The organism is Paenibacillus oenotherae (assembly GCF_019443105.1).
In the GTDB taxonomy this organism is placed as follows: domain Bacteria; phylum Bacillota; class Bacilli; order Paenibacillales; family Paenibacillaceae; genus Paenibacillus_Z; species Paenibacillus_Z oenotherae.
The window spans coordinates 1-12,932 of record NZ_JAHZIJ010000035.1; the positions used below are offsets into that span (position 1 = coordinate 1).

Annotated in this window: 2 protein-coding genes; both read right to left on the reverse strand. The window is 53.3% G+C overall.

Translation table 11 applies throughout. The features are described 5' to 3' along the window. A partial coding sequence (locus tag K0T92_RS24285) for a non-ribosomal peptide synthetase (protein WP_219875217.1) occupies positions 1–6,016 on the reverse strand: 6,016 nt, incomplete at its 3' end. Positions 6,017–6,027: 11 nt separating this feature from the next. Beyond that, complete coding sequence (locus K0T92_RS24290) at positions 6,028–12,924, reverse strand: amino acid adenylation domain-containing protein (RefSeq protein ID WP_343223789.1); 6,897 nt, start codon at positions 12,922–12,924, stop codon at positions 6,028–6,030. Positions 12,925–12,932: the final 8 nt, after the last annotated feature.

Below are 12,932 nucleotides of genomic sequence, written 5' to 3' on the forward strand. Positions count from 1 at the left end.
CGAAGAACGCCGGCACCATGTAGCTCGGCAGTTGGCTTCCCACATATCGGCGAAGCTCCGCTGCTTCCAGCTCGCCGTGACCGACCACATACGCGCACAGATAGGAATCCGCTCCCTTATCCTGACGCGCAATCACTACCGCTTCCTTCACCTGCTCGTGTCGCTGCAGAACCGCCTCGATCTCGCCCAGCTCGATCCGGTAACCCCGGATTTTCACCTGCTCGTCAATCCGGCCCAAATAGTCCAGGTTGCCATCCGGCAGCCATCTCGCCAAATCTCCCGTCCGGTACAGCCGCTCTCCGTTCGGATGCTGCACAAACTTCTCTTCCGTCAGCTCCGGGCGGTTCAGGTAGCCGCGCGCCAAGCCCGCTCCCGCGATGCATAGCTCTCCGGCTACCCCGATCGGCTGCAGACAGCCCTTCCGATCAAGGATATAGACGTGCACATTCGCGATCGGCCGGCCGATCGCCTGGCTTTCCTGCTTCTCCAGTCCCCGATTGAAGCTAGTCACCACGCTGTTTTCCGTCGGACCGTATTCATTGATCAGCTCCGTCTCCGGTGTCAACCTGCGGCTTTCCGACACCAGCTTCGCCGTCACCGCTTCGCCCGCCAGCGTAATCCGCTTCACCGTCTTCAATTCGCCCGCTTCCGCGCTGGCCAGAATGGCAGCGTATAACGCCGGCACGACAATGAAGTGCGTTATGCCGTACTCCTTCACCGCTTCCTTCACCGCTGCCGGATCTTTGCTCGCTTCTTCCGCTAGGAACACCACTTCAGAGCCCGACAACAGCGGCGTGAAGCAACTCGTCAAAAATCCGTCGAACGCATACGAGAACAGCTGCAGCACACGGTCTTTCTCGCTCAACCCGTACTCCGCTTTCCGCCATTGCAGCGCGTTGGCGATGCTTTCGTGCTCAATCATGACCCCTTTCGGAAGGCCCGTCGAGCCCGACGTGTAGATCACGTACGCCAGATGCTCTGCTCCCGCCGCTTCCGGCAGGTCACTTCCGTCTCCTTCTTCCAGCAGCCCGCGCTCCAGCACCAGCAACGATTCCGTTATGCCCGCGAACTTCTCCGCCAAATCCGTCTGCGTCAGCACCAGCTTCACTCCTGCGTCTGACAGCGTGTAGCGGATGCGCTCCTCCGGGTAGCTCGGATCGATCGGCACATACGCACCTCCCGCCTTCAGCACCCCCAAGATCGCCACGATCATTTCCGTTGACCGCTCCAACGCGATACCCACCAGCTCATCCGCTCCGACTCCCTGCTCCCGCAGTCTCCGTGCAAGACGATTCGAACGGGCATTCAGCTCTGCGTAGCTTAGACGCTCTTCTCCGTACACCAGCGCTGTCCGCTCCGGCGTTCGCTTTACTTGCTCCTCGAACAGGCTGTGAATCGTCTGCTCCTTCGGATACGGCGCTTCCGTCCGGTTGAACGCCGCCAGTCGCTCGCGCTCTTCTTCAGGCAGCAGCGACAGCTCCCCGATCCGCTCCTCCGGCTTTGACGTCGCCTCCGTCAGCAGCTGCACGAAGTGACCCGCCAGTCGCTCCATGCTCGCTCGCCTGTACAACGACGTCCGGTATTGCAGTTGGAATACTAACCGTCCTTCCATCTCCGACGCTTGCAGCGTCAGATCGAACTTCGCCGCTTCCTCGCCTCCTCCGTACGGCGTCATTTTCAGACCGCCCCCGTAAGAAGCTTCCGCCTCCGTCATATTCTGCATCGCGAACATCGTGTCGAACAGCGGGTTGCGGCTCATATCCCGCTCCAAGTCCAGCTTCTCCACCAGTTCCTCCAGCGGGTAGTCCGCATGCTCGAACGCTTCCAGCGTCCGACGCTTCACTTCCGCCACCTGCTCCAGGAACGTCGCTTCCTTCTTCACTTCGTTACGCAGCGCCAGTGTCCCGACGAACATGCCGATGACCTGCTCCAAGTCCGCATGCGGGCGACCCGCCACAGGCGTTCCAATGATGATATCCTCCTGCCCGCTGTACTTCGACAACAGCGTCGCATACGCCGCCAGCAGCACCATGTACAGCGTTGCGCCCGTCTGCGAAGCGATCTGACGCACGCGCGCCTCCACTTCCAGCGGCAGATCGAAGCCGATCGACTCGCCTTCGAACCGCTGCACCGCCGGACGCGCATCATCCGTCGGCAGCTCCAGCACTGGCAGCTCGCCTCCGAACCGCTTCAGCCAGTATGTTTCCTGACGCTTCAGCTCTTCCCCGCTTAGCCGCTCCTGCTGCCAGACTGCATAGTCCTTGTATTGGATCCGCAGCGCAGGCAGCTCCTCGCCGCCGTACAGCCGCGCGAACTCTTCCACCAGCACTTGCATCGAGACTCCGTCCGATACGATATGGTGCATATCGTACATGAACAGACGCTTGCCTTCCTCCGCCAGCTTCACCACGCGCGCACGGAACAGCGGCGCTTCGCTCAGCTCGAACGGACGCATGAACGCTTCGATCGCGGCTTCCGCCGTTTCCAACTGCTGCTCTTCCAAGACAAACGGCACTTCCGCGTGCACCCGCTGCACCGGCTCCCCTTCCGCCAGCTCGAACGAGGTCCGCAGCGATTCGTGGCGGCGGATCAGTTCCCGCAGCGCGCTCTCCATCCGCTTCGTGTCCAGCTCGCCTTCCACCATGTAGACCCCCGGCATATTGTAGCTCGTCTGCGCGCCTTCCAGCTGATTCAATATATACATCCGCCGCTGCGCCGACGATACCGGATAATACGACCGCTCCTCCGTCTGCTCGATCGACGCGTATTTGCTTTCCTCTTGCTCCCCAATCCGCTGTGCCAGCTCCTCCAGCCGCGGCGCCTCGAAGATGCTCCGCAGCGGCAGGTTCACGTTCAGTTCCTTGTATACCCGCGCCGCCAGCATCGTCGCCTTTAGCGAATGACCGCCCAGCTCGAAGAAGTGATCCTTCGCCCCGACTTGCGCGATGCCCAGCACGCTTTGCCAGATTTCCGCCAGCTTCGCTTCCAGCTCCGTCCGCGGCGCTACGTAGCTTTCGCCTCCCATAGCGCTCCGCTCCGGCTCCGGCAGTCCTCTCCGGTCCACCTTCCCGTTCGGCGTCAGCGGCACCTCGGCCAATTCTACGAAGAACGCCGGCACCATGTAGCTTGGCAGTTGGCTTCCCACATATCGGCGAAGCTCCGCTGCTTCCATCTCGCCGTGACCAACCACATACGCGCACAGATAGGAATCCGCTCCCTTATCCTGACGCGCAATCACTACCGCTTCCTTCACCTGCTCGTGTCGCTGCAGAACCGCCTCGATCTCGCCCAGCTCGATCCGGTAACCCCGGATTTTCACCTGCTGATCAATGCGACCAAGGTATTCGAGATTACCATCCGGAAGCCAGCGGGCCAAATCTCCGGATCTGTAGAGCTTCTCCCCCGTTGCAAACGGATTGTCCACGAAACGTTCAGCTGTCAGCTCGGGCTTATTCAAGTAACCGCGTGCTAGGCCGGCCCCGGCAACGTACATTTCGCCGGGAACTCCTATCGGGAGCAGCCTACGGTGCTGATCAAGCACATACACCTGCAACGTAGGAATTGGAAGACCGATATTGCTTGCGCCTTGCTCAATTTCAACAGCACTGATTTCTTTATAGGTCACATGCACCGTCGTTTCTGTAATACCGTACATGTTGATCAGTTGCACAGCCGGGTGGGTCGCCTTCCATCCTCCAAGTAATGCGGGATTTAATGCCTCTCCGCCGAAAATAACCATTCGCAACGAAAGCGGATCATCTTCCACACTATCTGTTCCCGCTAACTGCCGCACTTCATCGTTACCCGGAACTTCATCCCTAATCCGATTCATCGCTTCAACCTGCATCAATTGATAAAAATAGGTAGGCGTCTGATTCAATATGGTTACCCGCTCTTGGCGCAGCAGGCTCAAGAACAATTCCGGGCTCTTGGCCGTCATGGACGGGACAATGACCAAAGTGCCGCCATGCAGCAGCGCGCCATACATTTCCCATACCGAAAAGTCAAAGCAAAATGAATGGAATACTGTCCATACGTCTTGTTCGCTGAAACCAAACAACGGCTCACTATTAAAAAACAACCGCACCACATTGCGATGCTCGATCATTGTGCCTTTCGGCTGCCCCGTCGTGCCTGATGTGTAGATCACATAGGCCAGTTGGTCCGGGTGAACGCTTTGGTTCAAATCGGAATCGCACTCCGCGTATGACGACTCATCATCGAGTAACAGGATAGTTCCTGGGAATGAGATACCCGCTTGCTTCTCTGATTGTTCGCTTGCCGGTGAGGAATGCTCGACATCGAGCGCTAGCCTCTCCAGCAATTCGCTTTGAATCAACAGCACCCTGGCACCGGAGTCTTCCAGCATATAAGCGATGCGATCATCTGGATAAGCCGGATCGATCGGAACGTACACACCGCCCGCTTTAACGACGGCAAGAATAGCTACAACCATATCGAGCGACTTGTCCGCCAAAATACTAACGAATGTCTCAGTTGCTACGCCTTTCTCCACCAGCACCCGTGCCAGACGGTTGGCCCGGCGATTGAGTTCATTATAAGTCAGCTCCCGTCCTTCGAAACGAGCCGCTGTCCGCTCCGGTGTACGCTTCGCCTGTGCCTCGAACAGCGACGGAATCGTTTCATCGCGCGGATAATCCGCTTCTGTTTCGTTAAAGGACTGCAGCAGCTTTCGTTCATCATGCTCGGATAACATCCGCACATCCTTCAACAACGCCATAGGCTGATCAACGAAATGGGCTAATACCCTGTCAAAATGGATTTGTGCTTGTCGGATCATGTAAGTATCATAGACAGCCGCATTGTATATAAGTTTGACAGTGATCACTTGACCATGATCAACGATAACGGTCAAATCATAATTTGTTTGTTCGAACACCTCTACCATTTCAATATCTAGCGCAGAGTCGCTTACCTCCCCGGACGATTGCTGGACCGGATAGTTTTCAAACACGATGAGATGATCGAACAACTGGTCCTTTAGTTCAGAGTCTCCCTGAATTTTTGCTAACGATTGATAGTCGTATTTCGCGGAAGCCAGCGCATTGGATTGAATGCACTTCAAAAAATCAGCGCCGCTCATCGACTCCTTGCAGGAAACCCGAACAGGTATTGTATTGAGAAAAAGTCCGAGCATCGTCTCGACCCCTGTTATTTCGGCAGGCCTTCCGGAAACGACGGAACCGAAAACGACATCCTCAAGCTGGTTGTATTTCGAGAGCATGACCGCCCACGCTCCCTGAAAAACAGTATTAACCGTTACTTGGCATAAGGAGGCGGTTTGCTCGATTTTTCGCGTTACGTCCCTATCAAGGGCAAACACAATCTCTTTCCGATCGAACTTCGTGCGTGATTGTATCCGTTTGGGCAACGAAGATGCCTGATTATAGCCTTGCAAGTAAGCCTTCCAATAGTTTTCGGCCTCATCCGGGCTTTGATTGTCCAGCCAGCGAATATAGTCGCTATACGGGTAAATCGTGCCGAGTTTAGGTGCGGTCCCTTCTTGCAAAGAATAGTAGATTTGCATAACCTCATTCATGACAATGGCCAGACACCAGCCATCCATCAGAATATGATGGAAACTCCAAATGAGATGAGAGCATCCTTCTTCCGTCCGCAGGACGGCAACCCGAATCAGCTCATCTTCGGACAGCCGAAAACCTTGGAGCTTGTCATTACACTTGAATTGTTCAATGTAATTCTCCTGCTCAGCAATGCTCAAATGCATCAGATCCACCAGTTGTAACGCAACAGGACGCTCTTCCAATACAATCTGCAAAGGTTCTTCCAGTTCTTCATGAATGAACAGCGTCCGAAAAATTTCATACCTCTCTATGATGGCATTTAGACTATTCTCGAAAAGGTCTGCTTGAAATGGTCCCCTAACGGCGAAATGAAACTGCTCAAAGTAATATGGAGAATCCGGATCATATAATGAGTGGAAAAGCATCCCTTCCTGCATCGGCGTCAGTCGATACATTTTGGAAATTTCCATTTTTGTTCCTCCTACTTCTTCTTTCCTGCCAATTTGATAGACAGCTTTTTCTTTAAGTGCTCGAACTCTTCCAAAGCGAGTTTTCCGTAACCTAGATCGGAAGGCGTCTTTTCGGCTTCCTTCTGATTCAGACAGAGATCGATGATCCGGAGCAACTGATCTTTCAACATATCTGCGAAACGAGTGACGGTCGATGCCTCATACATCTTCCGGTTATACTCGATCGTGAAACTAAGCTTGCCGTTCACGATCATAGCCCCGATATCAAATATGCAGGAGCGCTCCATGCTCGGCGACACGCTCTGTCCGGACAACTCGTCATCCATGACGATGAACTCCTCATTTGCGATATCCTGATCAAATTGTCCCAAATAGTTGAAGCTAATTGGCGGCTGGCGATCGTAGCGTTTCCCGTTCCAACGATCATCTGGAGTCAAATATTTCAAAATGCCGTATCCGACGCCTTTATGAGGCAAGTTTCTTAGCATCTCCTTCGTTGACTTGATCATATAAGGCAATTGTTCAGAGCGGGACATATCCAGCAGCACCGGATACATGGAGGTAAACCATCCCACCGTTCTGCTTATATCGACAGACTCGACAACTTGTTCTCTGCCATGGCCCTCCATGGCCAGCAGCACCCGCTGGAGACCAGACCATTCCTTGACAGCCTGACCGAGAGCTGTAAGCAGCAAATCGTTTATCTCCGTATGGTAGGCCCGGTGAGCATTTCGGAGTAACTGTTCGGTCTCCTCCACGGACAGGAAGACAGATATTGCCCCGCTATCGGCCGTCAAATTGTTTTGGACCGTGTAATCCTGAGGGATCTCTTCCAGCTCGACTGACTCGATTTGGTCCCAATATGCTTTTTCTTGCAATAACGAGCGGCTTTCCGCATATTGTTCAAGCTGACGGGACCATTGCATAAAAGAATGCGTTTTGAGCGGCAGTTTGATCGTTTCTTGCTGATCGGAGTTTTTATATCCGAACATTAAATCCTCCAATATTATTCTCCAAGATACTCCATCAACGACCAAGTGATGCAGCACAATCAGTACATAATCGCATGTCTCTGTCTTGAACAGACAAGCTTTCAACAGAGGACCGTTGCTCAAATCCACGCTTCGCTGCAGCCTTTCCGCTTCTTCTCTAATAAGATCCATGTCGCTGCCTGCACCTCTGAGATCTTTGACCTCAAAAGCAATCGGCCTGTCGCAATCCGCAGGTCGGTTATATAACCGTTTTCCCTCTTCGATAACTACTATGCGGATAGCATCATGATGATTGGCTAGAGCCAGCAAAGCCTTCTCCAGCCTAGCTTCATCAACACCGGAGTCAGACCGCATCATAACGGAGTGGTTGAAATGATAGCGCTCCGTAAAATCCCTCTCAAAAAACCATTTTTGAATTGGGGTAGGCAGCAGCTCTCCCTCAACGGGCTCCTGACTGACAATGCTTTCTTTCTTCCTCAAATATTTGGCTAGCTCTGCAATAGTAGGATTCTGAAATATATCCTTAATTGACAATTCTAACTGATGCGGCTGGAGACGCGCGGCCATTTGAATCGCCTTGATAGAATCGCCCCCGCATTCAAAAAAATTATCATAAATGCCGATCCGCTCAATACCGAGCGTAGACTGCCATATCGTCGCAAGCAGCGTCTCCGCTTCGTTTCTTGGCACTTCGTAACGACCGGATTCTGCTTTGGGTTTTTCCAATGCTTGCAGAGCAGCGCGGTCAATCTTCCCGTTTAAAGTCAGCGGAAGCTTATCTACTGTCGTGAAATAGGAAGGAATCATATAGCCTGGACAATAATCCAACAGACGCTTTCGAATGTCTGCCGCATCGCAGCATGCCGGCATCAGAACGAGAAATGCGCTTAAATACTTGGAACCGTCCTCTCTCTCGCAAGCGATAACGGCGCTTTCTTGAATCTCCTCCAGACGGTTCAAAGCGGTTTCAATCTCTGCAAGCTCCATGCGGTAACCATTAATTTTGACCTGATCGGAATCAATTCTGCCTAAATATTGGATATTGCCATCTGACAGCCAGCGTCCTAAATCACCTGTACGGTATAGTTTGCCGTTGGGGGCATAGGGATCAGGAACGAACCTCTCCGCTGTCAGCTCCGGATTGTTCAAATAGCCTTCCGCGACTCCGTCGCCGCCGACATAAATTTCCCCAGCCACGCCGATCGGTGCCAGCTGCATGCCGGAGGAAAAAATATACGCCTTGGAGTTGCTGATCGGACGCCCAATCGGAATAGCAGCGAACTCTTGGTTTGGTATGGTGTAACAGGTGGAGAACGTCGTATTCTCCGTCGGTCCGTACCCATTAATGATTTGAATCGAATCATACTCTCTCATCACTTTCGCAACATGCTTCGGAGAGAGCGGCTCCCCTCCTACAAGCAGCACCCGGATCCCCTCAAAAACTCGCTCTGTGCTGTCCGACAAAAAATTAAACAACGAGGAAGTTAGCCACATCGCTGTAATTTGGTGGCATTGAATGAGCTGGCGAAGCGAGACAGGCTCCAGCAGTTCCGCCAGTGGAGCCAGATATAAGGTCCCCCCGTTCAATAAAGCGCCAAAAATTTCAAAGGTCGTCGCATCAAAACCGATTGCGCCTGTTTGCAATATTTTTCCGCATTCATTCCAATCGACAAAATTGGAGCCGCATACGAGACGAACAATATTTTTATGACTGACCTTTACCCCTTTGGGTTTGCCCGTGGAACCGGACGTATACATCACATAGGCAAGCCGGTCATTACCAGCCGCACAGCTTGGCATTAAACAACCTTCGCTTTCCCCATAAGAATCCGTAGCGGAAATCGCCAGCCTCTCCATTACATCCGGCATCTTCCCCTCGAATCCCGGTTGGCAAAGAACAAACTTAACCCCGCAATCTTCAAGCATATATTGGATTCTATCCATTGGCTGGTCAGGATCGATTGGGAGATAAGCGGCTCCAGTTTTTAATACCGCCAAAATCCCAACGAGCATTTCCAGTGAGCGTTCCGCAGCGATTGCGACTACCGTGCCGGCGCAAATTCCCCTCCGCATCAGCGAATGGGCCAGACGATTCGCTCGGATGTTCAGCTGGCCATATGTCAACCGGCTCTCTCCCCAAACCGCTGCAAGCTTTTCCGGATGTTTCTGCGCTTTCGCCTCGAATAGGAGGTCGACGGTCATTTCTTCAGGATACGGCGTCCAGGTGTCATTAAACTCATGGACGATTCTGTACTGCTCATCTTCCGAAATAAGCTTAATATCATGAAGAGGAACGGTGAAGTTTGCGGCAACGGTACCCAGCACATTCAAAAAATGCTCTTTCATCCGTTCAATCGTTTCCCTGTTATACAACGCCGTGCAATATTCCAAGGAGCAAACAATGTCCTCCTCCTGCTCGAGAATATACAAGGACAAACTGAACTTGGCGACGCTATCGGCCATCTCGTACGGTTCAATTGTCCATTCTGACGAACGCTGACCGAGCGAAGGCTTGCTTCTGAAGGCGAACAGCGTCTCGAATAACGGATTGCGGCTTAGATCTCTGGCCACGCCCAGCTTTTCAATTAATTCCTCCAACTGATACTCCGCATGGTCAAACGCATCTATTGTCCGCTGCTTCACCTCTTCGACATAATCAACAAACAAGAGATCGGCCTTTGGAAAATTGCGCAGCGCCAATGTATGAACAAACATCCCCATAAGAGATTCCATATCAACATGCGGACGGCCTGACACTGGTGTCCCGACAACAATATCTTCTAGTCCGCTGTACTTCGACACCAACACCGTATAGGCTGCTAGCAGCACCATGTACAAGGTGGCTCCTGTCTCTTGCGCGATCAGTCTCAATCCATCTGTGACGGCAGACCCGACTGTGAAATGAACAGCGTCTCCTTTAAAACTTTGTACGGCAGGCCGTGGAAAATCTGTTTGCAGATCAAGCACCGGCAATTCGCCTTGGAACATATCCAGCCAATACTTCTCCTGCTGCTTCATCTCATTGCTTTGTGCCATCCGCTCCTGCCAAACGACATAATCTTTATATTGAATGCGCAGCTCCGGCAAGCTCTCGCCCGCATATAGTTGCTCGAATTCCTTGACCATCACGTCTAGTGAGAGGCCATCCGAAATAATATGATGCATGTCGATTTGAAAAAGATGGCGGTCTGGGGACAGCGTCATAACGGCTGCCCGCAACAGCGGGGCTCGGCTCAAATCGAATGGCCGTATGAACGCCGCATGGCAATCGGCTATCGTTTTGCCATCAGCATCAGGCAATTTTCCCGTTTCCAGAGAGAAGACCGCTTCATCATGCAAACGCTGCACTGGAATGCCGTCAAGCAGTTCGAATGAGGTCCGCAACGGCTCGTGACGACGAATCAACTTCCGAATCGCTTCCTCCACCCGTTGTTGATCCAGTTCACCCGTTACCACATAAGCGCCTGGCATGTTATAGCTCTGCTGAGAGCCGCCAAGCTGATTTAGAAAATACATTCGTTTTTGCGCAGGGGAGACCGGATACCAGCTTCTTTGCTCGACAGCCTCAATTGAAGCGTACATGCTCGATTCATAGCCCGTTATACGTTTAGTCATTTCCTCCAGCGTAGGAGCCTCAAATACGCTTCGCAATGATAGATGGACATGCAACTCTTTGTGCAGTCTCGCAACAAGTGCAGTCGCCTTTAGCGAATGACCGCCCAGCTCGAAGAAATTATCCCTCGCTCCGATCCGATCCAAGCCAAGAACGCTTTGCCAGATTTCCGCCAGCTTCGCTTCCAGCTCCGTCCGCGGCGCTACATAGCTCTCACCTGCCACCACATTTCGGTCAGGAACAGGCAGCCGCTTCCTGTCCACTTTTCCATTCGGCGTCAGCGGCATTTGCTGCAACTGCACAATAAATACGGGTACCATGTAGTTCGGCAATTCCTTGCCGAGGTAGCTTCGAAGGTCCGCCGAACCAATATTCCCCCCAATGGTTACGTAAGCGCATAAATCGTTATTTCCGTCACTGTCCTTTAACGCTACAACGATCGCTTCTTGAACTTGCGAATGACTGAGCAGGCGCGCCTCAATTTCACCAAGTTCAATCCGGTAGCCCCTCACTTTTATCTGATGGTCGATTCGTCCCCAATATTCAATCGTTCCATCCGATAGCTGTCGGACCAAATCGCCCGTTCTGTAAAGACGTTCTCCATTGCAGTGATTCACGAACTTCTCTTCCGTCAGCTCCGGTCGGTTCAAGTAGCCGCGACCCAAACCTGCTCCCGCAATGCACAGCTCGCCCAATATCCCAAACGGCTGTTGATTCAATTCGGAATTTACGACATAGAGTCGGATGTTGTCTAAAGGCTTCCCTATCGGGATGCGCAATCGTTCGCCATCTTCCTCTGAAATGGCGTATCGGGATGCATACACCGTCGCTTCTGTCGGACCGTATAAGTTCTCAAGTGCCGCCATAACCTTGCTTTGCTTTCTCAACAGGAAGTACTGACGGATTAGCGCAGCCGTCAAAGCTTCCCCCGCAGAAAATATATACTTCGTATCCGGCAAGCCAATTTCACTTTGTTCCAGCGCGCTCATCATCGCATACAGCATGGATGGAACAAAGTTGACATGCGTAACTTGATGCTTATTCATCGTACGAATCAGAGACTCCGGTTCTTTTTCTGCGCCGGACTCAAGAACGATCAGGCGTCCCCCGCCAAGAAACCATCCGAACAGTTCCGCTACCGAAACGTCAAAAGTAACCGATGTTTTCAATAAATAGCTGTCCTGCTCCAAGCATGGATACGACTGCTGCAAGCTATGCAGAAGATTCACCGCATGACGGTGTTCAATAAGAACCCCTTTCGGACGACCCGTTGAGCCCGACGTGTAGATCACGTACGCCAGATGCTCTGCTCCCGCCGCCTCCGGCAGATCCGTTCCGTCTCCTTCTTCCAGCAGTTTGCGCTCCAGCACCAGCAACGATTCCGTTATGCCCGCGAACTTCTCCGCCAAATCCGTCTGCGTCAGCACCAGCTTCGCTTCTGCGTCTTCCAGCGTGTAGCGGATACGCTCCTCCGGGTAGCTCGGGTCGATCGGCACATACGCGCCTCCCGCCTTCAGCACCGCCAAGATCGCCACGATCATTTCCGTCGACCGCTCCAACGCGATACCCACCAGCTCATCCGCTCCGACTCCCTGCTCCCGCAGTCTCCGTGCAAGACGATTCGAACGGGCATTCAGCTCTGCGTAACTCAGACGCTCTTCTCCGTACACCAGCGCTGTACGCTCCGGCGCTCGCTTTACTTGCTCCTCGAACAGCCCGTGAATCGTCTGCTCCTTCGGATACGGCGCTTCCGTCCCGTTGAACGCCGCCAGTCGCTCGCGCTCTTCCTCGGGCAGCAGCGACAGCTCCCCGATCCGCTCCTCCGGCTTTGACGTCGCCTCCGTCAGCAGCTGCACGAAGTGACCCGCCAGTCGCTCCATGCTCGCTCGCCTGTACAACGACGTCCGGTATTGCAGTTGGAATACTAACCGTCCTTCCATCTCCGACGCTTGCAGCGTCAGATCGAACTTCGCCGCTTCCTCGCCTCCTCCGTACGGCGTCATCTTCAGACCGCCCCCGTAAGAAGCTTCCGCCTCCGTCATGTTCTGCATCGCGAACATCGTATCGAACAGCGGATTACGGCTCATATCCCGCTCCAAGTCCAGCTTCTCCACCAGTTCCTCCAGCGGGTAGTCCGCATGCTCGAACGCTTCCAGCGTCCGACGCTTCACTTCCGCCACCTGTTCCAGGAACGTCGCTTCCTTCTTCACTTCGTTACGCAGCGCCAGTGTCCCGACGAACATGCCGATGACCTGCTCCAAGTCCGCATGCGGGCGGCCCGCCACCGGCGTTCCAATGATGATATCCTCCT